A 24,086-nucleotide genomic window follows, 5' to 3' on the forward strand; every position below is an offset into this window, starting at 1 on the left:
AAAAAAGTGATGAAAATTATGGAAAATACACAAATAGAAACCAACCCCAATGTAACGGGCAAGTTTGTAGATAAAGCAGGAGAGCGTTTCTACAAAATAAGCGACGTCGATCAAATGGTACCCTTTTTCATTAGTGTGGTATCGGCGAGTAATCACTGGTTTTTTATCTCATCAACAGGGGCGCTATCAGCAGGTAGAGTGCGACCTGAAAATGCATTGTTTCCTTATCGTTCAGTCGACCATATTCATGAAAGTGCACATAATACCGGTGCAAAAACATTAATTAAGGTTCATTCGAAGGACGGTAAAGTCGCACTATGGGAACCGTACAATGAGCATCACAACGGTGTGTATGATGTGCAGCGTAACCTCTATAAGAACTCGGTTGGTGACAGAATCGTTTTTGAAGAGATCAACCATTCACTTGGGCTAGGGTACCAGTACAACTGGAGCTGCGGTGAGCGATTTGGTTTTGTCCGAGAGACGGAAGTCGTCAACTTGTCTGGCTCTGAGGTTGACGTCGAGGTCATGGATGGATTGCAAAACCTGTTACCTTCTGGTGCTCCATTGCAAGCATTACAAACGCGTAGTGCCCTTGTCGATGCCTATAAGTGGAATGAACGTGTCGATACATTGCCAATGGCAACCTACAGCATGTATGCCAAGCTCAGTGATAGAGCTGAACCCGCAGAGTCGCTACGTACAACGACCGTGTTTTCAGTATTTGATGGTGATGCGACGGTTTCTTTGAGCTCTTCAGATTTAGCTCGATTTAGAAAAGGCCAACCTTTAATTGCCGACGCATTGACGCGTGGAGAGCGGGGCGCTTATTTTAGTCACCACTGCATGACATTAGTACCAGGGGCGCAAGAATCATGGTTAATGGTTGCTGATATCGATAAAACACACGCCGACGTGTTTGAACTCAAACAGATGATGCTCAGTGATAACCATCTCCCTCAGATGATCCGCGACGATGTAAAGAACAACCAGAATGAATTGGTGTCATTAATGGCGGGAGCGGATGCTTGGCAGCTAACATCAAGCGAAGAAACCAGCGTACACCACTATGCTAACGTATTGTTTAACAACATGCGCGGTGGCGTTTTTGTGTCGGGCTATACGTTGCAAGTTGATGATGTCATTTGCTCATTAAAAGCCATGAATCAGACGGTCTTTAATCGTAATCAAGCGTTCATTTCTTCACTCCAAGCTGGTTTAACTCACCCTAACCTCATAGCGGCAGCAAAAGAAACCGGGGATTCTCAACTGGTACGCATGTGTTACGAATACCTTCCGTTAACGTTTGGCCGTCGCCATGGCGATCCAAGTCGACCTTGGAATCATTTTGAGATAAAGGTTCGTGATGATGAGGGGGACCGCCTACTCGCTTATCAAGGTAACTGGCGTGATATCTTCCAGAACTGGGAAGCCATGGCACTGAGTTACCCTAACTATATTGGTTCTTTTATCGCTAAGTTTGTCAATGCATCGACGATCGACGGATATAACCCTTACCGCATTACTAAAGAAGGTGTGGACTGGGAGCTGCTGGAGCTCGACGATCCTTGGAGCAATATTGGCTACTGGGGTGATCATCAGATTATCTATTTGCTGAAGTTCTTAGAGCTTGCCGATAAACACCATCAGAATGACTTAGTTTCATGGCTAACAAGCGCCAATTATAGTTACGCCAATGTACCGTATGAGTTGTGTGGTGTAGAGGGGTTATTAGCTAATCCAAAAGATACGGTATCGTTTAATGAAAAGAAACAGAAAGCCACAGAAGATCTGAGCGCTGCGCTAGGCAGTGATGGCCGTTTGCTACTCGATAATGCCGGTGATGTTTACCATGTTAATTTACTAGAAAAGTTGTTGGTGCCACTACTGTCCAAATTAAGCAACTTTGTGGTTGATGGTGGTATTTGGTTGAATACGCAACGGCCTGAATGGAACGATGCCAATAACGCGATTGTCGGTAATGGATTGTCGATGGTCACGTTGTACTATATTCGCCGATATGTCACTTTCTTACGCAAGCTTGTATGTCGTGCCCCAATGAGTGTTGAGCTTTCCAATGAGGTATCAACATGGTTGTTAAACACGAATACACTGCTTAATGACATGGTGTCTATTGTTCGTAGCAATGATGTGACGCCAGAGCTTCGTAAGCAGATGTTGGTGAGTCTGGCAAATTGCGCAAACGGTTATCGTCAACGAGTGTACCAAGATGGGTTTAGTGGTAAATCAAACATCGATATCAGCAAGGTCAATGAGTTACTGGATGTAAGCATATCGCTGATCGATCAAACGATAATCAAGAACAAGCGTGAAGACGGATTGTATAACGCCTACAACATTTTAGATTTGTCTCAAGGCAACGCTGAAGTTGCAGAGCTGTATCCGATGTTAGAAGGCCAAGTTGCTATTTTGAGTTCAGGTATCTTGGATTCAAAACAAGTGATTAAACTGTTAGACAAACTTTTTGCTAGTGACATGTTCCGTGAAGATCAGCAAAGCTTCATGCTGTACCCGGATCGCGATTTGACAAGTTACCTTGAAAAAAACCAAGTTCCTCGTGCAATTATCGATCAAAGTGACCTGCTGAAACACATGCTACGCACTCAAGATAAGAGAGTAGTGGTTCAAGGAGCCGGTGATAATGTTCACTTCAATGCCGATTTTGATAACGTCGGGACGCTACAACAACGGCTGCTCGAACTTAAGTCTGCCTACCAAGGTTACACCGCAGAAGATTGGAATCAGGTTGCGGACATCTATGAATTAACATTTAACCATAAGTCATTTACAGGACGCTCTGGAACCATGTTTGGTTACGAAGGGTTGGGATGTATTTACTGGCATATGGTGTCTAAGTTATTACTCGCTGTACAAGAGAATTACCAGCACGCTTACTTAGAATCACCAGATAGTGAAGAAACTGCTCAGCTTGCACACTATTATTATCGTGTTCGTGAAGGCATTGGTTTCAACAAGACCCCTGAGGTTTACGGCGCGTTTCCTACAGACCCCTATTCACACACACCGAAGCAAGCAGGTGCTCAACAGCCGGGTATGACGGGGCAAGTTAAAGAGGAAATTATCACTCGGTTTGGTGAGCTCGGTGTAGAAATTACCGATGGCGAGATCCAGGTCGCGCCAACACTATTACAGCGTGGTGAGTTTATTGATCAGGCTAATACGTATCGATACTTTGATGTTGAGGGGGAACTGCAACAAATCCCGTTGCCGATTAACCGCTTAGCATTTACATATTGTCAGGTTCCGTTTGTGTATCACACGTCAACATCAACGGTCGTGACCATTGAAGTAGAGTTCCAGTCCGGTGAAAGAGAGACGTTGAAGTCAGCCACTATACCTGCGTCAATCAGTAATGAGATTTTCTCTCGAACTAACGTTGTGAAATCAGTAATAGTGAGTGTTCCAGAGCACGACTTATTCTGACATCTCGAATATAGGCGCCTATAAAAATCGAAATATAGAGATAAAAAGGTAAGATAAAACTGGGGTGAGCATCGAAATAATGGTGTTCACTTCTTAGTTTGCGACAGCCAAAACATCCAACATCAACGATGGAAAGTGATAATTGAGGGCATGTTAAGTCAACGTGGCGTTCTCTTTAAACCGAAAGCGCTGAGTCAAACGAAACAGTAAGCAATAAAAAAGCAGACACTCAGTGTCTGCTTTTTTGTAGGTCAGAGTATAACCTATAGTTGTTTATCTTTACTTAGCGATAAGAACCATAATGAAATGGCGGCAACCACGGCAAACCCTGATAAGATGATAACTGGCATGGCTGCATAGCCAAGTACGTGCCAAATGACCGACTCTAATGTACTCATTTAATGCTCCTTATTGCCAACCTTCAACGCCGTGCATGTCTGGTAGTTTGTGTGCGATACCTTTGTGACAATCGACACAGGTTTTCTCACCAGAAGCTAGGGCTGTCGAGTGTTGTTTTACACTACGTGGGCCTTGTTCTGAGAAATCCATAAACTCAAACTCATGACAGTTACGACACTCAAGAGAATCGTTGTTCTTTAAACGAGCCCATTCCCGTTCCGCTAAGTGCGCACGACGAGCCTGAAATTTCTCAGGTGTGTCGATAGTCTTCGTAACGTAGTGGGCAAATAACTCTTTTGATGCTTGCACTTTACGTACGATCTTATCGGTCCATTCATGAGGAACGTGACAATCTGAACAAATAGCACGAACACCAGAACGGTTGGAATAGTGAATAGTCTCTTGGATCTCAGCAACAATAGGGGCATGACAGCCAGAACAGAATTCTTCCGTGTTGGTTGCCTCCATACCCGTATTGAATGCACCCCAAAAGAGTAAACCGCCAGCAAAACCCATGAACAAAACAACACCAGCGGCCGCTTTGCTAGGGGATTTCAAACGCATCCAAAACGCTTTTAAAAATTTCATAGATAGCCTCTCTTAACGCCTATGGCTATTTATCACGCAGTGAATCAACGCGTTCAAAATCATTAGCAACTAATGGTTGAGCATCAGCCTGTGGAACGTGACATTGTAAGCAGAAATAACGTCTAGGAGAGACATCTGCAAGTACAGCGTCTTCACGATTCATATAGTGAGTTACGCTGATTTTTGTCGCGCCCATTTCTTTTGCATTTTTCCAGCTGTGGCAAGCTAGACATTTGTTGGCATTGAGTGATACCTCGTAGCCACGAATCTGATGAGGAATCAGTGGTGGTTGGTATACAAAGTCACTTTCAATGACTTGGTCTCGTGGGTATTTCTTAAAGTCGTCGGCAGGACGAGTATCTTCGAGTTGGGATGCACCGCGAAGTGATTCTACACCACCGATACCACCAGGATTATTCAGTTCCGCTTGTGCAATGCCAGTAAGCAATGCGCCAACAGAAAGAACAGCGACTAACAGTTTTTTCATCTTATATTCTCCGCCATTTGGCTAATTTATTGATGGCTGCCGGTACATGCCGTACAGCCATTAAATTGTTACTCGTTGTTAATTATGCAACTTTAGTGATTTTTACCGGACATTTCTTGAAGTCTGTCTGTTTAGACAGAGGATCAGTAGCGTCTAGAATCAGCTTGTTGATCAAAATACGAGCGTCGAAGAATGGAACGAAAACCAATCCTTGAGGTGGGCGGTTACGGCCACGAGTTTCCACACGGACGCGAACTTCCCCTCGTTTGTTTGACATTACCACTTCATCACCACGACGAAGACCACGTGTTTTTGCATCTTCAGGGTGGATGTAGCAAACCGCGTCTGGAACTGCTTTGTACAGCTCAGGAACTCGGCGAGTCATGGTGCCTGTGTGCCAATGCTCTAAGACACGGCCTGTACATAACCAAAGGTCAAACTCTTCATTCGGAACCTCCGGTGGCGCTTCGTATGGGGCAGAAATGATCCATGCTTTGCCGTCAGGCTTACCATAGAAATCCCAACCCGATCCTTTTTTGGCATAAGGATCTGAACCCTCTTTATAGCGCCATAGTGTTTCTTTTCCGTCAACCACTGGCCAGCGAAGACCACGAACTTGATGATAAGTGTCATAAGGTGCCAAATCATGGCCATGACCACGTCCAAATGCGGCATATTCTTCGAATAGCCCTTTTTGCACGTAGTAACCAAAGTGATGAGCGTCGTCGTTCAGCTCACGCGCTTCTTCAATCGGGAATTTGTCGACTTGACCATTTTTAAATAACATATCGTACATCGTCTTACCACGATACTCAGGCGCTTTTGCTAGTAGCTCTTCAGGCCAAACATCTTCCATCATGAAGCGTTTTGAAAACTCCATGACTTGCCAAAGATCAGATTTTGACTCTCCGACAGTACCAACTTGTTGGTACCAAGCTTGAGTACGACGTTCTGCGTTACCGTAAGCACCTTCTTTCTCAATCCACATAGCGGTAGGGAGAATAAGGTCACCAGCTTGTGCAGTAGCCGTTGGGTAAGGGTCTGAAACGATGATGAAGTTTTCTGGGTTGCGGTAACCAGGTAAACGTTCTTCATTAATGTTTGGACCCGCTTGCATGTTGTTATTACATTGTACCCAATAACAATTAAGTACGCCGTCGTTTAGCATGCGATCTTGCTGTACAGCGTGGAAGCCTGGTTTCGGTGGAATCGTACCTTCAGGTAGTTTCCATTCTTTTTCGGCGATCGCGCGATGTTTAGGGTTAGCAACAACCATATCTGCTGGCAGACGGTGTGCAAATGTACCCACTTCACGGGCGGTACCACACGCAGATGGTTGGCCTGTCAAAGAGAATGGGCTGTTACCTGGAGTGGCAATTTTACCTGTCAACAAGTGGATGTTGTAAACAAGGCCGTTCATCCAAACGCCGCGAGTATGTTGGTTCATACCCATTGTCCACAAGGACATGACCTTGATATTCGGATCTGCGTATTGCTTGGCGAGTTGGATTAATTTGTCTTCTGAAACACCTGAAATCTCAGACGCTTTTTCAACAGTATAAGGCGCAACAGACGCTTTATATTGTTCAAAGTTAATTGCACTCATCTTACCCGAGTTTGGATTCGCCGCTTCTTGTTGAAGAGGGTTATCGTCTCGTAAACCGTAACCAATATCGGTGTCAGCTTGCTTGAAATTAGTGTGCTTATTAACGAAGTCCCAGTTAACTGCATCGTTTTGGATGATGTAGTTTGCAATGAAGTTTGCGATAGCTAGGTCAGATTGTGGCTCAAAAATGTAACCTTCGTCGGCAAGCTCAAATGAACGGTGGTAGTACGTAGAGAGTACATTCACTTTGACATGCGGATGGCTTAAACGACGGTCAGTGATGCGCGTCCATAGTACTGGGTGCATTTCTGCCATGTTCGAACCCCAAAGCACGAATGCATCAGCGTTCTCAAAATCGTCGTAACAACCCATTGGTTCGTCGATACCGAAAGCTCGCATGAAACCAACAACGGCAGAAGCCATACAGTGACGAGCGTTCGGGTCAATGTTGTTTGAACGGAAGCCTGCTTTCATCATTTTGGCGGCAGCGTAGCCTTCCATGACAGTCCACTGGCCTGAGCCAAACATACCGACACTGGTTGGTCCTTTCGCTTTCAATGAGGCTTTCCATTTCTCAGCCATGATATCAAAAGCGTCGTCCCAAGAAATTGGCGTAAACTCACCTTCTTTGTCGTACTTACCATCAGTCATTCGAAGGAGTGGTTGCTGCAGGCGGTCGTTACCGTACATTATTTTTGAAAGGAAGTAGCCCTTGATACAGTTTAGGCCTTTGTTTACTGGAGCTTCTGGGTCACCCTGTGTGGCCACAACCTTACCATTTTGAGTCCCAACTAAGACTGAACAGCCTGTACCGCAAAAGCGACAAGGGGCCTTGTCCCAGGTGATTTTCGTTTGATCTGAGCTAGCGATCAGGTTAGTCGCAGAAGCGGGTAGGGTTATACCTGCTACCGCGGCCGCTGATGCCGCTGCATTCGCTTTCACGAATGCTCGTCTTGTCATTTTCATACTTCACCCTCAAGTTGGGAATGGTTACTTCCAGTGTTAGTGTTTGAATCCTCTTCCAAGCCAGTCTCAATTTGGTGATAAACTAGAGCTGTGTTGAGGACATTTGGTAAGTTGTTAATAGCGTCAATGGTGTCAGTAACGTAACCTTGGTTCTCGGTTTCTAGGACAACGATAATCTTGCCGTCCTCACTGTCGCCATAAATTTCAGCGTTGTCGTATGATTCGATTTTCGCTTTCACTTCTGCAAGCGCGTCAGCCTTGCAATGCACTACTAAACTTGAAATGTGCACTTCATTTAGTGACATAAATAGTTTTTCTCATTGTTTTTATAAATTGCTCACAGAGATTGATGAAGCAGGGCAAGTAGACACGCACGCGCCACATCCATTGCATTCATCTAACTCGAGTTCTGGTAAAGCTACTCCACCAATTCGTAACTTAAAGCGGATTGCCATGGTTTCACATGCATCTCCACAGCTTCGGCATTCGACATTTTTATGCGCGAAACATGAATCATCGATGACTGCTTTGGCTTCCCACGGTAGAGTGTCCTTGCTATTAAATATAGGCTGTGGACAGATTTCTGCACATTTATAGCAAAAAGTACATTCGTCGATTGTGAAGTCGATACTTGGATAGCCGCCGTCGCCATTTTTAATAATTTTCGTTTCGCAGGCTTCAACACATTTTCCGCATCGCGTGCACAAGTCTGTAAAGCTTTGGAGATGTTTAATCCAAGGTAAACGCGCTTGTGTGGTGTCGATCTGTTTTCTTGTGAAAAAACGACGCTTTGAAATATCAACCATTCACACCACCAATAAAGACCGTTTTCTGACAGTATTTGTACTCTTAAAGAGTGTAAATCGATCTGTTAACAATCTTTAATTAATAAACATATAAATTGTAGTTTTTGACACATTTGTATAAATACCCCTTAGGGGTTAATTTTAGGCTATCATTGTTTTAGATCAATAAATTACAGGCTATAAATCGAGGCAGTGTGATCTACAATTTCGGTAGAATACGATAGTATGTAAACTTGTAGGCGAGATGAAGAAAACATGAGACGAGTGACCAAGTCGTTAACCGGGACTATCGCTAAGGCAATGATAGGTATTTTACTGCTTTCAGTGGTGACCACTAATTTTGCGATCCTGACGTTGGCGTCTAGTCTGAATGACGCAGAGGCGGTCAATGTTTCAGGTTCGATGAGGATGCAGAGTTATCGATTAGCCTATGATATTCAAGCCGACTCCACTCTTTATCACTTGCATGTACAACAGTTTGAAGCCTCGTTGTATTCGTCCTCTATGTTGGCATTACAAGCTTGGGATGTACCCGAACACATCACTCATGAATATTATCAACTCATTTATCGCTGGCACGATTTGAAGAAAGTCTTGGATGGTGACGATAGGACAGACTATCTTCTTTTAGTTGCTGATTTTGTGGACCGAATCGATCATTTTGTTTTGAACTTGCAAGAGCACTCGGAAAATAAACTGATTCGGCTAGCGTGGGCGGGTGGATTTGGACTTGGTGCGATTCTACTTGTCGCAATTTACGTTGTGTTGTTTGTTCGCAAGCAGGTTGTTCGTCCGCTTGGTCAACTCATATCCGCAAGTGAGCAAATTCAAAATCGATCTTTTGATGTCATGGTTGATATTCAATCGAACAATGAGTTAGGCATCTTATCGCGCGCCTTTCAAAACATGGCCACAGATTTGGGTAAATTGTACCGAGGTCTAGAGTTAGCCGTTAATGAAAAAACGCATAAACTACAACATGCGCATCAATCGCTTCAAGTGTTATACAAGTCATCGCAAGAGCTAGCAGGGACTCGAATTTCCCATGAAAATTTTCGCGCCATATTAACGTATATATACAGCGTCGAGGGAGTGGTAGCTGTTGAGCTAAAAGTAGACGAAGTAGAAGGGCGTCCTTGGGTCGCGACGGAGGGTGAGTTCACAGACCAAGCTGTCCACACCAAACTCTTGTACTTAGATGGTGAAACCCTAGGTACGTTGCGCTATCAACCTGGGATCCCGTGCGCCGATGAAGACCTGATTGATAACTTTGTGATGATTTTGTCTCGTGCTGTTTATTATAACAAGGCACAACGGCAGAGTGAGCATATTCTTGTAATGGAAGAAAGGGCGACAATAGCTCGGGAGCTGCATGATTCATTGGCTCAATCGCTATCGTATTTAAAGATTCAGGTCACGTTATTGAATCGTTCTTTATCGAAAGAACTGACAGACGTTGAGCGCAGTCGCTCTCAGGTGGTTCTGAATGATATTCGAGCTGGATTAGACAGTGCTTATACACAGCTACGAGAACTACTGACAACGTTCCGGTTATCAATAAAAGAAGGGACGTTTGGAGAAGCGGTGTCGGAGATGTTACACCAACTTGGTGAGCGCACAGATGCGGATATTAAGTTAGACAATCAATTGTCATCGCTTGAGTTGGGAGTGAACGAACAAGTTCACTTGCTCCAGTTGATTCGTGAGGCTGTGCTCAATGCCATAAAGCACGCACAAGCAGGAACGATCACGGTATCCTCGATTGAAGATGATAATGGCGTTGTTACTGTTAAAATAATTGATGATGGTGTAGGGTTCGACCAAAATACTGAAAAGCTAGACCATTATGGTATGAGCATTATGCAAGAGCGAGCAGCGCGGCTAAATGCACATTTAACGGTAACGGCAGAGCAAAATTCAGGATGTGAAGTGGTATTAATATTTCAAAGAAGTAAGGAGCCACAGAGTGAGCGAATGTAAGGTCTTGTTAGTTGATGATCACCCGTTGATGAGACGGGGTATTGGGCAGTTGTTAAGTTTTGAAGATGAGTTTGATGTCATTGCTGAAGCCAGTAATGGTGTCGATGCGGTTGCGTTGGCGAAAGAGCATGAACCTGATCTGATTCTTCTCGATTTAAATATGAAGGGAATGTCTGGATTAGATACCTTGAAAGCCCTGCGTGAAGATGACTTTCAAGGACACATTGTGATCCTAACGGTATCAGATAGCCCCGCTGATATCGAATCACTCGTCAATGCTGGCGCTGATGGGTACATGCTTAAAGATACTGAGCCAGATGAGATGATTGAACGATTAAACGGGTTAGCTGTTGGGGCTAAGGCGTTCAGTCGTGTTATAGAAAAATATCTCGAAGAGAGAGGCAATACGGAAGACGTCTTTAGTTCTCTAACAGAACGTGAAACCCAGATCCTGCAAGAAGTGGCGAAAGGGTTCCGAAACAAGCAAATAGCCGATCGATTGTTTATATCTGAATCCACCGTTAAAGTGCATATGAAAAGTTTACTCCGAAAGCTACAAGTACCGTCACGCACGGCAGCGACGATCTTGTATCTTGAGCGATATGGCGACCTAAAATAACACCTACGTTACCGACAGCACACTCAAGTAAAGAAAAGGCACTCATAGGAGTGCCTTTTAAATATCAGCTATCTTTTTGCGTCGTTTCTAGACTTTAAATCGACCTAATATCTGCTCTTGTTCACTCACATTGTTAATTTGTTCATCCATCGCTTCATTTGCCCCGCATGCCGCACTCGATACTTGTTCACTGAGATCTTTAATCTTAACGGTATTGGCGTTAATTTCCTCAGCCACGAGGCTTTGCTCTTCTGCCGCCGCTGCGATTTGCATATTCATATCTGAGATTTGCGTGATAGATTGACGAATTTTATCTAATGCATCATTGGCTTTTTGTGCACGTTCAACAGCCTGTACCGCACTGTCTTTGCTTTGTGTCATCGCGGTTGACACGGAGTGTGCACCTGATTGTAATTGCTCTATCATATTGCGGATTTCAGTTGTTGATTCTTGCGTTCGCTGCGCTAATGTTCGTACTTCATCGGCGACCACTGCAAAACCACGCCCTGACTCGCCAGCGCGAGCGGCTTCGATAGCGGCATTGAGGGCTAGTAGATTCGTTTGATCAGCAATATCGTTTATCACTTTAAGGATCGTTTCGATATTGTCGGTTGCCGTTTCAAGACCTTGAACCTCATGGACCGCGTCATCAATACTGGCAGACAAGGTGCTAATTGCGTTAGTCGTGTCCATGACTACCGTCGAACCTTCTTGTGTCGCATTATCGGCTTCCTGAGCTGCACTTGCGGCACCTTGAGCATTATTGGCCACTTCTGCCGATGTACTCGCCATTTCATTCATTGCTGTCGCGAGTTGTTCTAACTCTTGTAGTTGCGTGGTCATTGCTTGCGCTGATTGTTGAGCGCCATCAGTCGTTTGGTGCGTCAACGACATGATTTTCGAAGAAATTTGTTTTGATTGAATGATTTGGTTTTGAAGATTCTCAGTAAATGTATTGAATCCTCGAGCTAACTCTGCGAACTCCTCATCGGTATTCGTGTCGAGTCTGTGAGTCAGGTCGCCATGACCATTAGCGACGTCTTGTATAGCAGAGTTAAGTGCATTTAATGGCTTCATTAAGAAACGGATTAATATCGTCAACGCAATCACGCTGATTAATAGACCCGCTACGATGAAAAATATGGATTGGTCACGCAGTTTAGCAATGGCCGAAAACGCAATACCTCTATCAATGATGGCCCCTACATACCAGTTTTCTTCAGGTACTAGCACCAAGTTTACTTGGTAATCTTTGCCATCAAAACTGAGTTGCTGTGTCCCCTCAGCTAAGGCGATATTCGGCAGGAATGAACCAATAGGTTGACCATTAAAGTTGCTATCAGGGTGAGCAATGGTCATCCCTTTATCAGTGACCACAAATAGGTAACCCGCATCAAAGAGGTCAGTCTGATTCACCATTTCAGCAAGCGCAGTGAGAGCAACATCAAAAACGACACTGCCTAAAAATTGTCCATTTTTGTCATTGATAGGTGAGCCCAGAGAAATGATGACGTTCTTTGACGACGAATCGACGTACGGATCGGTAATAATGGTCTCACGTGCAGCTTTAGCTTCTTTGTACCAAGGTCGAGTACGAGAATCATAATCGGCATCCGGTACCCAACCATCATTACTTACCAACGACCCTGAATTGTCATAACCAATCCCTACGGCTTGGAAAGTGCGCTTGAGAGTCGGCGTGCTAATAATGTCAATCACGTAATCTTGGTCGATTGGATTAAGTTCAATAGATTCGGTGACAGAGCTTGCGAAATCACGTTTTGCATCGAGATCGTACGAAATAGTGTTTTTAACGCCAGAGATCAGTTCGTTGATACTGGTATCGATATGGGTTTGAAGTTCACTTCTTACTGTGAGCAGTTGGGTAACACCCAGTGTGGATACTGTCACGAGCAGCAACGCTGCCGATGCAGAAACAATTTTGTGACTAAATTTCATACATTACCTTTGATTTATCATCATTCAATGGGGTGATTAGTCTTTGAGACCTTCTTATAATTATTATTTGGTATGCCAAAGCAACTTTTAAGTACATTGTTTTGTATAACTAATTATATTATCGGTACCTTGTCGATTTACTTTAATATATTTCTGCTGGTTTTTACTGGTCTGATCACATTGATATGCCGATCATGAATTTGGTGTAAATGTGGTTAAAAATCCACTAGGTCATGTGGTGAGTTATCAGAATTTCAATGCAATGAGATGAGTCACTTGAACAGTTGGCGCAGATTTGCTTAAGTTAATCGGGCAATATCGCAACTCAAGGAATGAAGTGAATGAAAACGATCGGATTGCTCGGCGGTATGAGCTGGGAGTCAACGGCCACTTACTATCAATTAATTAATGAAGGTGTGAAAGACGCATTAGGCGGATTTCACTCCGCTAAAATTGCATTGTACAGTGTCGATTTTTCGGAAATAGAAAAACTTCAGCATGAAGGAAACTGGCAAGAGACCGCGCGTATTTTAGGTCATGCCGCACAAGCAGTAGAGTCTGCAGGCGCCGATTGTTTGTTGATCTGTACCAATACGATGCACAAAGTCGCGAGTGACATAGAATGTCAGGTATCGATTCCGTTACTTCATATCGCCGATGCGACCGCACAGGCATTATTACAAGATGGGCGAACGGTTGTTGGGCTGTTAGGCACTGCGTTTACCATGGAGCAGCGATTTTATAGGGACCGTTTAGAAGCAAAAGGTATCAAGGTGTTGGTTCCAAATGGTGTTCAACGCAGGCTTGTCCATGACATTATTTATAAAGAGTTGGTTCAAGGTGATATCAACTCTAACTCTCGTCAAGATTACTTAGAAGTTGTGGCAGACCTTCAAGAGCTGGGTGCAGAAGCTATTGTTCTTGGTTGTACCGAAATCGCCATGCTGATCAATAAAGAGCATACCTCGGTTCCTTTGTATGATACGACGCAGCTTCACAGTGAGGCGGCGATTCGTTTTGCCTCAGGTAAAGAAAGAGAGTCTTGAGCATTGCTATTCAATATTTAAGTAGCGCTAGCACAAGGTTTTGTACATCTTGCTGCTAGCACTTTTCCGCTAATTCACTCGTATTAGCAAACCAATCTTTAGCTATCAAACGTTATGCAAACGGTATCGTTCACAACGGCTGCTGATACATGTGTAAATTATGAGATCCGGATCGTATTCATAAGATTCCTTGGCTGCAGATCACATAAATTATGACTATACATAATATTCATTAACCATTTCTGTGACATCAACAGGAGACGAATTGTGGAGTTATTACAGTCGGTATGGCGCTATTTTTTAGCGTTAACTCTGATTTGTTGTGCTGGTACTGCTCAGTCTGCTAATGAAACACTGACCGTTACGAACTCTAAAGCCTGGAAACCTTATTCGTACATTGATGGCAATGGGGAACCTGCAGGGATTTTGATTGATCTATGGGAAAGCTATGGAGAAGTAAATAATGTGGATATCATGTTTGAGTTGGTTGACTGGCAACCTTCAATTGATCTTGTCAGGCAAGGGCAAGTTCATATCCATGCCGGGCTATTGCGTTCAAATGTTCGTGACCAATTCTTAGAGTTTGGAACGGATTTACTAAAACTCGATACCCAACTTTATTTCCACAGGCAGTTGCTTAATTTTGATGCCGATGTGTTTTTGCAAGGCGAACACGATTATCAAGTAGGTGTTGTGAAGGGCGGCTATGAAGAAGAATACCTTCGTGAGCATTTCCCAAATCTTATGCTGAAGTCGTTTGCTAATAACGAAAACATGATTAAGTCGGTTTTACGGGGGGAATTGTTAGCCTTTAGTGCTGACTTACAAGTGGCCAATTATTATTTACTTAGCGGCGATGTTAAACCGGATTTTGTCGACGTTAAGCACTTATACAGTGGTATGCTTTATATTGCCTCCTCAAAATCTAATCTAAGTACACTGGTCGATGTGTCCAATAAATTTAACAATATCTCATCGGAAGAAAAGCAAAGGATATTGAGTCGTTGGATGCATATACAAACGGTGTACCCACCATTTTTGCTACCAGTAGCACTCGCCTTTATTGGTCTGTGCTTTGGCGTATACGCCGTGTCGCTCAAACATAGTGTTCGTAAAAAGACCGATAGCCTTACCTTAGTCAATAAAGAACTGAAAGTTTTGTCTGAGACTGATGCGTTAACTGGGCTATGTAATCGAAGGCGATTCATGGAGTGTTTGGAAGCGTATAAATTATCCCGAACAACGCTAACGGTGATGATTCTTGATATCGATGATTTCAAACTCGTTAATGATCGATATGGTCACATCAAAGGAGACCTAGTGATACAAGCTGTCGCTGGCGTTATAAAGTCTGTGACCAATGATAATCAAATTGCCGCACGAATAGGTGGCGAGGAGTTCGCGGTTGCTTATATTGGTGAAGGTGTGGGGCGGTCACAATCACAGGTCGAAAGCATCGTTGCGCTTGTGCGAGGGCTTAGGGTACCTGAAGTCGAATTTACTTCGATCAGTCTTAGTGCTGGATGCGCCGTTTATAAAAATGCTTCAGATTTTGCCACGCTAGTCGATGCCGACAAACTCATGTACCAAGCCAAAGCACAAGGCAAAAACCAAGCGGTGGTAAGTGTCATTAGTCGTTGTAAAGATGACAACGTCTGCGCTCAAATCGGTTAACGAATGTGCATTGCTTTGTCTAGTAACAGTAGCGGTACCTGCTGTTTGTTTTTACTTTATTCATTATACCGCTCGCCAAGGCGCGAATATTATTAGCCTGACAGACTGTTGTATGCGCTTCGACATAATGGCAATGGTCAACATTCGCGGTACACTTGTGATATTGACAATCTGTTCATACACTTAACTCAATTAACGGATGTTAGGAAATACTGTGAACGGATTGTCTGCTGCTACCTTACTGGTGTCTACTCGATTAGTGATACCGACTACATTAATGATATTGACTGGTTTTTTAGTGGGCTGTCAGCCCCAAGGTACTCAGGAACCACTACCTGAGTCATATGGCCTTGATAACGTCGATACTCTCGTCAGCCAAAAGATATTAATACCGCAAAAACTCACCGATAAAGATTACAAATTTAAAGCGGGCGTTGCCGATCTGAATAATGACGGCAATAGCGAGATAATGGTGTTGATGCAAGATAGTTATTTTTGTGGTTCTGGTGGGTGTAACGCCTACATATTTGACGCCAAAGGTCATCAAATCAGCGCGATGACCGTCACTCGCGAGCCAATTTTGCGTTCCGATCGCCGTTCTAACGGATGGAGTGATATCTTGGTATGGAGCGACGGTGCACTGCGAACCATGGAGTATGATGGTCAATCCTATCCTAGTAATCCGTCTGTCCAAAAAGAATTCGACCGAAGTGTAGAGCAGGAAATTGCACAGAAAAACGCAGAGATTCAAGAGATCTATGTGCAAGATGGTTATGATCTGTCATTTGTTGAAGAGGTGCCGATATTATCGTTTTCTCACCGTTATCAATTTGTGTTTAAGCATTATGGTGACCCAGAGCATGACTACCTACTAACCGTCAATATGCGCACTGGAGAATCGACTCTCGATACGGTTCGGTTGAAAAACACCCAGGATGGGGCGCTTGAAGCATCATATATTGACTAAGGTTCTCAACTTTGAGAAGCGTGCAAATCACATACGGTGTGTTATTGAGCTAATCTTACAATCGTATGGTGTGCAAGGAGTGGCTTATGTTAGTTATCAAGGAAGAGGCGGTATGCCGTTTTGTACTCATTGCGTCGATGCTTTTATTTGCTTCTGGTTTAGCCGGTAAAGAGAGCGATAACACTCTGCACTTGTACAATTGGGAAGCTTTTTTGTCGGCAAAGGTGATTGGTGATTTCTATGAAGAAACTGGTATTCACCTAAAAGAAACATTCTTTGCAGATGAAGGCATTCGTGATGAGGTTATGCTTAGTGATAGACGAAATTCATTTGATTTGGTAGTTGTTGAAAGCGTTCGTCTGCAGTTGCTTGCTCAACAAGGAGCAATATCATCTTTGTCTCTGTTGCGCCAGGATATAGAGCGTCATTATGACGACAAGTGGTTAAACGCCTGCGGAGATTATGGGATCCCTTATGCTTGGGGGACAAGCGGTATTCTTTACCGAAAATCAGCCTTCGACAAACCTGTTACTTCATGGAACGATTTGCTTCAACCTACAATGGCATTAAATGACCGAATTGCAATGTATTACCACCCAATAGATTTAGTCGCAAGCGCGTTGCTTTCGATTGGCAGTGATCCATTCGATACAGACCGAGATGAGTTGTTAAAAGCTTACAGTATTTTGGAGTCACAACGACCGTTTATCAACACTCAAAACTATATTCTAAATTATATATCTACACCAAGTAAACTCTCGGAAATAGATATTGCTTATGGCTTTTCTGGGGATGCGTATGTATTAAATACAGAGGCAAAGGGGCAAGAAGATAAATGGGAATATGTGACACCAAAAGAAGGCACAACAATCTGGTTGGAATGCCTAGCCGTACCAGCAGGAGTGAAGATGACTAACCAAATCGAAACATTGATTAAGTATTTATCTCAACCCAAAGTAGCAGCGCTCAATGCCGAAGATACATGGTTTTCAACGCCTAATAAAAGTGCTTTACAGTTTGTTAGTGAAAATTATTTGCAAGACCCAGTCTTGAATCCCCCACATTCTATTATTGCAAACAGTTATTTGTACCGGCCGGTTAGCGAGTTGGGGTTACTAACACGTCAAAGAATGGTAGAAGAGTTGAGGTAAACGATGAGTTTACTAAAACGGTTACACCTTTATCTCGTCCCCGCACTTAGTGTCCTGATTGTTATCGCCGGTGCGTTGACTTATCATCAGCGTTTGAGCGGTTATAAAGATCTAGAAGAAACTCGTTGGCGTGATAAAGTACTGGGTGCCATTGAGGCTTCTAAATATGAAGAGCGTGGTGTCGCTGCACTTGCTCATGAAATAGCCGGAACTGCCCAGTTTATTAGGTTGCTTCAAGATACCGGAGACTTGGTTCGCAGGAGCTTTGTGGAGAAACACTTAAGCCTACTGGTAGCAAAGGAACGAGTGGCAGCCCTAGGCGGTGTTAAAACGTTTGTTGCTGATGAATTGTTTAATATTATAATATCGTCACAACGTTCAGGGCCATTTGATGTGCCTACTTTATCCGATGATATTTACCAGTTAGTTTTTGATATGCACGTCAAAGTATCATTGGGTGACATGTTTATCGATGATGGTTTTACCTACCAGCTTGCTAATGGAGAGATACGTTACACGTATGTAGGAGCTTACAGTGAGCAGCTTTTCCCTGAAGACAGTCGGTCTAATAGGGAGCCTAGACGTTCGTTATTAATTACTGATGGCCCGTTGCTACAGCTGAGTGCATTATATAAGGAAATTGAATCGCTACCCTGTGTCATAATGGACTTTTCTGATGTGGTTTTGTTTTCACCTAGTAACCTCCCAACACAAACCTATGAAAAAGAGAATAATCGTATAATAGGTGGGCAATCACTACGTTTCTCTAATGATCAAATGACAATTGGTATTCATATTATGGAGGAGCATTACTTTGACTATAAAAAAGAGCTCTTAATACAAACTGCTGTCTACGTTATTTTAGTTGAACTGATACTCCTGTTGACAATATTTTTTGTTATTCGCTATAGAATAATTTCACCGATAAAACTATTAATAGAAGATATTAGAACAGGTGGGCAGGAGTTAAGGTATTTCAAACGCTCTAGAGGTAAAGATGAAATATCTGTGTTAAAAAATGCTTACATTGATACCTTGAGTAAAGTTAAGTTTGAAGCCGACTTTGACAATTTAACACGCCTAGCAAATAGAAGAACATTTATTACTCATATCGAGAAGCGTATAGAGTGCTACTCCAACCAACAAACGTATGTGGTGGGGTGGGACGTGAAAGAGTTTCGAAAAATAAATGATCTTTATGGAACAAAAGTTGGGGATTTAGTCTTGGTTCAACTTGCAGAATGTATTCGCCATTTCGTCTGTGAGCATCAAACAAAGTTGGGGTTAGGCTGCAGTGATTATTCGATCAGTCGCTATTCGAGTAACCGTTTTCTCGCGGTGTTAGAGGCTGACAGTCATCAACGATTACGTAAAATTATTACTGAATTTGAACGTTCAATGAAAACGAGTATCAATATAGATGGCTATAACTTTAGTGTCGACACTTCCACTGCGGTTTTCCCTATATTCCTTGAAGGTTATAGTCACCTTTGGCAAAAGGGGCTTGAAGAGGCATTTATTAAAGCAAGAAAGATAAGAAGCTTACAGTCATTTGTATTATTTGATGAAGAACTTATCTGTCAACTAGAGCGGCGTGATGAAATAGAGAAAATTTTGTTGGAGTGTTGTGAGAATGGGGACTTTGTACTCAACTTTATGCCGTTGATCAACTCTGCTTCATTAGAAATTGAAGGCTTAGAGGTTTTAATACGCTGCCCTAAACTGTATGATTTGAATGCGGGTCCTGATGAATTTATTCAAATAGCGGAGAAAGCTAATATTATTGTTGATATTGATTCTTGGGTATTTGATAACGCATTTTTTGCGCTGTCAAATATGCATCATACATGTAACTACCAAGGCTCTATGTCTGTAAATGTTTCGGCTTTGGAATTGTACAATGAATTTTTTATTGAAAATATAACTAAGTCGTGTGATAGATATAATATACCACATCACTTAATAATTATTGAAATTACCGAAACCAGTTATGTGAAAAGTACAAAAGAGACGGTAGGATTAATTGCTGAGTTGCGAGGCTTAGGGTTTAGGGTATCGCTCGATGATTTTGGGACAGGCTTTACGTCAATAAACCAGTTGCTTAATTATCCTGTTGATGAGTTGAAAATTGATAAGAGCTTTGTGGATCGCATTGGTGTTGATGCTAACGATGAAAGGATGTTGTTTTCGATTATATCTCTAGCACATACCTGTGGAGCAAAAGTCGTGGGAGAGGGGGTTGAAGATGGCTATCAATGCCAGTATCTAAGCAAGATTGGGTGTGACTCCTTGCAAGGTTATTTATTTAGTAAACCACTAAATTATGATGACTTTTGTGCTTTTTATGAAAGCTATTCACCAAGCGAAATGGCTGAAAAATATGAAGAAATTTCTATCATTGGTATTAACAGATAACGACGATTAGTGATTGGCGTAGGGATAAGGAGCTAACGACAATTATGTTTAAGTTCTGAAGGTAATGTTCGGGAATATTTATTACTTTTGCGTCACTAGTGAAAATAATCCGGTGACGAATATATTAAATAACATTAACATTTTGTCATGTTGATTATAATTAATGAGCGCTGTAAGTAAACAAGAGTTGAGAAGTAAAGGTCTAAAACTCAGGTGTTGAGGTATATTTACGCTGATCAGAGTCACCCGTGAGCAGACGCAGGCTTTCGACGTGAAAGTAATGTCAAACGTTCTAAAAGCATTGAACGATGAATGTTGAGTTCTTGGCTGACTGCCGCGTCCATTAACAACTCCATATCACCAAGGATGACGCGTTCTTCTAAGCTTTCTTTTATCGCTTTTATTGTGTGTTCGCTTTGGAAGGCTTCAGGTGTTTTTCCAAGTATTATAAATTGAGATCCACTGTATCGGTATAGCTTAAAATCGTGTTCTAGGTAGCTGGCAACCCTTTTCGAAGCAGTCTTAATTATAATGTCACCATAGTCAATACCATACTTTTGATTAACCTCTTCAATATTCAAAAGGCGAATTGATAACAAGCTGTAATGTGGTTTCAATAATGAATTTTTCAAGTCGTCGGTCAGTGCACCTCGATTCAAGTAACCTGTTAATGCATCGCGCCGATGGATTGTTACACGCAACCGAGACTCAACCCAAAATACAATCAGTATCAATGCGAAAAGCGTGACCAAAATCATAGTCGTGGTTTTCTGTAATAACATGAGACGTTCAAGCTCATATCGATTTTTTTCATGTATGGGGCTTTGAAGTCGAAAATTGCCGTTAATAAAAGTAATCAATTCTTGAAAACTAAGATCAATGCGGTGTGTTAAAATATGTTTATCAATCTTACCAGAAATCATTAATTCAACGGGCTTTTCAAGGCGTTTGAAATGCTCAAACTGATTAACAAAGAAAGTATGGTAATTAGCTTCTTTGATGAAATTTGCAGATTCCTTACTATTAATGATAATGTCAAACCTACTCCAGGTGAGATCGTAAGCAAGCCAGAGGCTTTTAAAATTAGTCGACTCAACTTTCATCTCAGTGACGAACTGCGCGTATTCTTTGACGAGCTGAAAAACAAACCAAGTTGCTTCGTTCTGCCTGTCCGATAGGTCTTCATTAATTTCGTTAACTTTATTTATAGTGACGATATTAACAGCAAGAACCGCTGCGGTTAGGGTCGCCAGTACAACCTTAGCAACATTTAAAGGAAATACTTTGATGAAACGACTCATGCTAAAGCCTTATTTCTTTCAGCTGCCAAATCATTTTTGCATGATAATCTGTATTGTCTAGCTCAGGGTAAAGTTCGAGAGAAAAGATAACCCAATATGGACCTTTCTCCCGCACACTCATAGGGTTGCCATCTTTGAGGATAGCGATGATTGGTGAAAATTGTTCAATATCTTTTTTATCTAACACAATTTGATAATTATTAAGTGCAGTGAGCGTGACAGTGTAAGGAATGTCTAAACCTGCGTCGTTAAACAAATCTTCAAAGGTAACGCCAGAAAATGTTGATGCACTATTTAACCAGGGTAAGTCGGTAGTAATTGTGTGTTGCGCCATGTTGAGCAGTTGCTGAGAGTCATAGGTGTGTACTACGTCACTTTTATCGACAATGGTGAGTTGGGCGCAGAACGAAAAATGACTAAGAAGCAGTGACATAAGAACGAGTAGCATCTTCATCGTTGATTTCCTTATCAAACGGTATACTTATAGTGAGTTTAGAAATTTATAAGCAGCTATCAAGCATAAAAGTGTGCTAATTTTGAGATTGGTGTGTATTAAGAATAAAAAAACCGAGTACTTAGACTCGGTTTTATAAACGATCCTATACAAGGTTAATCAATGAGGTCTCTTGCAGTTTGGACTACATTCTCAACGGTGAAACCAAACATTTTGAACAGTTCACTTGCGGGTGCTGACTCACCAAATGTCGTCATACCGATGATCTTGCCACCAAAGCCAACATACTTGTACCAGAAGTCTGCAATACCCGCTTCAACTGCGATACGAGCGGTCACATCGGATGGCAATACTGATTCACGGTACTCAGCATCTTGCTTATCAAATGCATCGGTTGCTGGCATAGATACCACGCGTACCTTTTTGCCTTCGTTGGTTAGCTGGGCTGCCGCTTCTACAACTAGCTCAACTTCTGAGCCAGTGGCAATCAGAATAAGTTCAGGCTTGCCTTCGCAATCTTTAAGGATGTAGCCACCCTTAGCAATGTTTGCAACTTGCTCAGCGTCGCGCTCTTGCTGAGCAAGATTTTGACGAGAAAAGATAAGCGATGTTGGACCATCTTTACGCTCGATAGCCAGCTTCCAAGCCACTGCTGATTCTACTTGGTCACATGGACGCCACGTGCTCATGTTCGGTGTTAGTCGCAGAGAAGCAATCTGCTCGACGGGTTGGTGAGTAGGACCATCTTCACCAAGACCAATTGAGTCATGTGTATAAACTTGAATGTTTTGAACCTGCATCAGAGCCGCCATACGCATGGCGTTACGAGCGTACTCCATAAACATTAGGAAGGTCGCGCCGTAAGGTACAAAACCGCCGTGCAATGCGATGCCGTTCATGATCGCCGTCATGCCGAACTCACGAACACCATAGTGAATGTAGTTACCAGAGAAGTCTTCTGTTGTTAGAGACTTAGAACCAGACCACATTGTGAGGTTCGACGGAGCGAGATCAGCAGAGCCACCCAAGAATTCTGGTAGCATTGCACCGTAAGCTTCTAAGGCATTTTGAGAGGCCTTACGTGAAGCGATGTTGGCTGGATTAGCTTGAAGATCAGCGATGATTGCCGACGCTTTCTCTTCCCATTGTGCTGGTAAATCACCATTTACGCGTCGTTTGAATTCAGCTGCCAGCTCTGGGTATGCTGCCTCATAAGCTGCAAGTTTCTCATTCCACGCTGTTTCCTTAGCTGCGCCTGCTTCTTTCGCATTCCATTCTGAGTAGATTTCCGACGGAACTTCAAAAGGACCATACTCCCAACCAAGTTGTTTACGTGTTGCCGCGATTTCTTCAGCGCCGAGTGGGGCACCGTGACAGTCGTGTGTACCCGCTTTGTTTGGTGAGCCGAAGCCAATAACGGTCTTAGTGCAAATAAGCGTTGGGCGAGGGTCCGCTTTTGCGGCGATGATGGCAGCATTGATTGCATCAGCATCATGACCGTCAACCGCTGGAATAACATGCCAACCATACGCTTCAAAACGCTTAGGTGTGTCGTCTGAGAACCAGCCTTCTACTTCGCCATCGATAGAGATGCCGTTATCATCCCAAAATGCGACAAGTTTACCTAAACCTAGTGTGCCAGCAAGAGAGCAGGCTTCGTGTGAAATACCTTCCATAAGACAACCATCACCCATAAATGCATAGGTGAAGTGGTCAACGATATCATGACCTTCTTTGTTAAATTGTGCTGCAAGCGTTTTTTCTGCTAGCGCCATACCAACAGCGTTTGTGATACCTTGGCCTAATGGGCCTGTGGTGGTTTCAATGCCCGGTGCGTAACCATACTCTGGGTGGCCTGGTGTTTTTGAATGAAGTTGACGGAAGTTTTTTAGATCGTCGATTGAAAGCTCATAGCCTGCCAAGTGAAGCAGAGAGTAAATTAACATTGAGCCGTGGCCATTCGATAAAACAAAACGGTCGCGATCCGCCCATTCTGGGTTTGACGGGTTGTGATTCAGGTGAGAGCGCCATAGTACTTCAGCGATGTCTGCCATGCCCATAGGAGCACCAGGGTGACCTGAATTAGCTTGTTGAACTCCGTCCATGCTTAAAGCACGAATTGCATTAGCAAGTTGTTTACGATTCATTGTGTATTCCAATATTTATAAATGTGATTAAAAAAGGCACCGTAATAATCAGTGCC

At 43.0% G+C, this 24,086-nt stretch carries 18 protein-coding genes; 8 read left to right on the forward strand and 10 right to left on the reverse strand.

Going from position 1 to position 24,086, the window contains the following annotated elements; genetic code table 11:
* The first annotated feature begins 18 nt into the window (after positions 1–18).
* Complete coding sequence (locus ACE1OE_RS12510; protein WP_449211277.1) at positions 19–3,465, forward strand: hypothetical protein; 3,447 nt, start codon at positions 19–21, stop codon at positions 3,463–3,465.
* Between the two features lie 263 nt (positions 3,466–3,728).
* On the opposite strand, the gene ACE1OE_RS12515 is transcribed toward ACE1OE_RS12510, so the two are convergent.
* The 6 genes from ACE1OE_RS12515 to napF form a co-directional block, all read right to left on the reverse strand.
* The gene (locus tag ACE1OE_RS12515; protein ID WP_102471259.1) at positions 3,729–3,863 is read right to left on the reverse strand and encodes a TIGR02808 family protein; all 135 of its coding nucleotides are present in this window, start codon (positions 3,861–3,863) and stop codon (positions 3,729–3,731) included.
* 10 nt (positions 3,864–3,873) lie between these two features.
* Positions 3,874–4,452 carry a NapC/NirT family cytochrome c gene (locus ACE1OE_RS12520; RefSeq protein ID WP_102471258.1) on the reverse strand — a complete coding sequence of 193 codons (579 nt, stop codon included), beginning with the start codon at positions 4,450–4,452 and terminating at the stop codon, positions 3,874–3,876.
* A gap of 25 nt (positions 4,453–4,477) precedes the next feature.
* On the reverse strand, positions 4,478–4,939 hold the full coding sequence (locus tag ACE1OE_RS12525; RefSeq protein ID WP_102471257.1) for a nitrate reductase cytochrome c-type subunit: 462 nt from the start codon (positions 4,937–4,939) through the stop codon (positions 4,478–4,480).
* Positions 4,940–5,021: 82 nt separating this feature from the next.
* Positions 5,022–7,511 carry a periplasmic nitrate reductase subunit alpha gene (napA, locus tag ACE1OE_RS12530; RefSeq protein WP_102471256.1) on the reverse strand — a complete coding sequence of 830 codons (2,490 nt, stop codon included), beginning with the start codon at positions 7,509–7,511 and terminating at the stop codon, positions 5,022–5,024.
* Positions 7,508–7,816 (reverse strand): chaperone NapD, encoded by a 309-nt coding sequence (locus ACE1OE_RS12535; protein WP_102471255.1) that lies wholly within the window; start codon positions 7,814–7,816, stop codon positions 7,508–7,510. Before ACE1OE_RS12535 ends, napA begins: the two co-directional genes overlap by 4 nt.
* A 21-nt stretch (positions 7,817–7,837) precedes the next feature.
* Entirely contained in the window at positions 7,838–8,317 is a 480-nt protein-coding gene (napF, locus tag ACE1OE_RS12540) for a ferredoxin-type protein NapF (protein ID WP_372061233.1), read from the reverse strand.
* 255 nt (positions 8,318–8,572) lie between these two features.
* On the opposite strand from napF, the gene narQ reads away from it, so the two are divergent.
* Together narQ and ACE1OE_RS12550 are read left to right on the forward strand one after the other, a co-directional pair.
* Positions 8,573–10,297 (forward strand): nitrate/nitrite two-component system sensor histidine kinase NarQ, encoded by a 1,725-nt coding sequence (narQ, locus tag ACE1OE_RS12545; RefSeq protein WP_449211278.1) that lies wholly within the window; start codon positions 8,573–8,575, stop codon positions 10,295–10,297.
* Positions 10,284–10,916: a response regulator gene (locus ACE1OE_RS12550; protein ID WP_102471252.1), complete on the forward strand. Its 633-nt coding sequence runs from the start codon at positions 10,284–10,286 to the stop codon at positions 10,914–10,916. Before narQ ends, ACE1OE_RS12550 begins: the two co-directional genes overlap by 14 nt.
* Before the next feature lie 87 nt (positions 10,917–11,003).
* Here ACE1OE_RS12550 and ACE1OE_RS12555 read toward each other — a convergent pair whose 3' ends face one another.
* Complete coding sequence (locus ACE1OE_RS12555) at positions 11,004–12,875, reverse strand: methyl-accepting chemotaxis protein (RefSeq protein ID WP_449211279.1); 1,872 nt, start codon at positions 12,873–12,875, stop codon at positions 11,004–11,006.
* 341 nt (positions 12,876–13,216) lie between these two features.
* Here ACE1OE_RS12555 and ACE1OE_RS12560 point away from each other — a divergent pair, with 341 nt between their 5' ends.
* From ACE1OE_RS12560 to ACE1OE_RS12580, 5 genes are all read left to right on the forward strand, one after another.
* The gene (locus ACE1OE_RS12560) at positions 13,217–13,921 is read left to right on the forward strand and encodes an aspartate/glutamate racemase family protein (protein ID WP_449211280.1); all 705 of its coding nucleotides are present in this window, start codon (positions 13,217–13,219) and stop codon (positions 13,919–13,921) included.
* 267 nt (positions 13,922–14,188) lie between these two features.
* On the forward strand, positions 14,189–15,595 hold the full coding sequence (locus tag ACE1OE_RS12565) for a sensor domain-containing diguanylate cyclase (protein WP_449211281.1): 1,407 nt from the start codon (positions 14,189–14,191) through the stop codon (positions 15,593–15,595).
* A gap of 214 nt (positions 15,596–15,809) precedes the next feature.
* On the forward strand, positions 15,810–16,562 hold the full coding sequence (locus ACE1OE_RS12570; RefSeq protein ID WP_449211282.1) for a hypothetical protein: 753 nt from the start codon (positions 15,810–15,812) through the stop codon (positions 16,560–16,562).
* An 86-nt stretch (positions 16,563–16,648) separates the two neighbouring features.
* On the forward strand, positions 16,649–17,713 hold the full coding sequence (locus tag ACE1OE_RS12575) for an ABC transporter substrate-binding protein (protein ID WP_449211283.1): 1,065 nt from the start codon (positions 16,649–16,651) through the stop codon (positions 17,711–17,713).
* Positions 17,714–17,716: 3 nt separating this feature from the next.
* On the forward strand, positions 17,717–20,128 hold the full coding sequence (locus ACE1OE_RS12580) for an EAL domain-containing protein (RefSeq protein ID WP_449211284.1): 2,412 nt from the start codon (positions 17,717–17,719) through the stop codon (positions 20,126–20,128).
* Between the two features lie 242 nt (positions 20,129–20,370).
* Here ACE1OE_RS12580 and ACE1OE_RS12585 read toward each other — a convergent pair whose 3' ends face one another.
* From ACE1OE_RS12585 to tkt, 3 genes are all read right to left on the reverse strand, one after another.
* On the reverse strand, positions 20,371–21,429 hold the full coding sequence (locus tag ACE1OE_RS12585) for a GGDEF domain-containing protein (RefSeq protein ID WP_372061247.1): 1,059 nt from the start codon (positions 21,427–21,429) through the stop codon (positions 20,371–20,373).
* A 1-nt stretch (position 21,430) separates the two neighbouring features.
* Complete coding sequence (locus ACE1OE_RS12590; RefSeq protein WP_372061248.1) at positions 21,431–21,883, reverse strand: hypothetical protein; 453 nt, start codon at positions 21,881–21,883, stop codon at positions 21,431–21,433.
* Between the two features lie 155 nt (positions 21,884–22,038).
* Positions 22,039–24,030: a transketolase gene (gene tkt, locus ACE1OE_RS12595; RefSeq protein ID WP_449211285.1), complete on the reverse strand. Its 1,992-nt coding sequence runs from the start codon at positions 24,028–24,030 to the stop codon at positions 22,039–22,041.
* Positions 24,031–24,086: the final 56 nt, after the last annotated feature.

Source organism: Vibrio sp. E150_011 (assembly GCF_053544015.1).